1 protein-coding gene is annotated in these 1,178 nt (G+C 64.1%); it reads right to left on the reverse strand.

Annotated elements, in window-relative coordinates; translation table 11 throughout:
* Positions 1 to 3: 3 nt before the first annotated feature.
* A partial coding sequence (locus tag D1J51_RS17675; protein ID WP_119077319.1) for an ISL3 family transposase occupies positions 4 to 1,178 on the reverse strand: 1,175 nt, incomplete at its 5' end.

Here is a 1,178-nt window from a genome sequence, read left to right on the forward strand (position 1 = left end):
GGCTCATCGGAATCGAGAGTGTAGGAGCGGCCTGAACCCGCCGGTCTCGAGTAAGGACCGCGCGATGTAGTGGGCCAGGTTCCGGAACCCCAGCGCGGATCCGCGGAGGTGTTCGAGCCTGCCATTGATAGCCTCGGTCGGCCCGTTCGATGTCCTGGGGTGATCGAAGTACGCGAGGATGTCTTCCCGGCGACGGTCGAGCGTGTACGCGAGCCTGCGGAGCTCGACGAACCAGGACGGCGTGGTCGCTTTCAACGTGTCGATGAGTTCACGCAGCCGTTTCCGCCCGAGCCCGCTGTGCTTCTCTCGATACGCGGCAACGACCTGCTGATAGGCGCGCCACGCCCGCCACACATCCGCATGCGCGGGATCAGCGAACACCTGATCGAGTCGGGCTTGCTGTTTCTCGGTGAGGAATGCCTCACCCGTGCGCAGCACCTTCCGGACTCCGTAGAGCGGGTCGCCGCGCCTGCCGCGATGTCCGAGCGTTTCCTGCTGCACTCGCTGTCTGACCCGGTCGAGCGCGTCACCGGCGAGTTGAACCACGTGGAAGGGATCCATCACCTCGACCGCTTCTGGCAAATGCTGTTTCGATGCGGTCTTGAATCCGGTGAATCCATCCATCGCGACGACCTCGATCCCATCCCGCCAGGCCTGCGTTCTCTGCGCGAGCCAGTCCGAGAACACCTGCTTCGAGCGGCCAGGAACCATATCGAGGAGCCTGGCCGGGCCGCGCTTGTCACGCACAGGGGTGAGATCGATGATCACTGTCACGTACTTGTCGCCGCGGCGAGTGTGCCGCCACACGTGCTCGTCAACACCGATCGTGGTCACTCCGTCGAACCGTCCGGGGTCATCGATGAGGAGCCGTTGCCCCTCGTCCAGGATCGCACTGTTCGCGGTGCGCCAGGACACCCCAAGATTCGCTGCCGCACGAGCGACGGTGAGGTGATCGATCACGAGCGCTTCCAGCGCGTAGCGGACGCCGGCACGGGAGATCTTTGCCCGCACTGGTGCAGCACGGCTGGTGTCTTCTCTCCACACTTTCTGACACCAAGCACATCGATACCTCCGCACCCTGATCTTGAGCACTGTCGGACGATGCCCGAAGGGCTCATGCGCGAGTGTGCGAACAACGCTGTCACGAGGGATACCCTCGGCCCCGCAACGCCGACACC

Origin of the sequence: Leucobacter sp. wl10, assembly GCF_003569785.1 — a bacterium.
Taxonomy (GTDB): Bacteria; Actinomycetota; Actinomycetes; order Actinomycetales; family Microbacteriaceae; genus Leucobacter.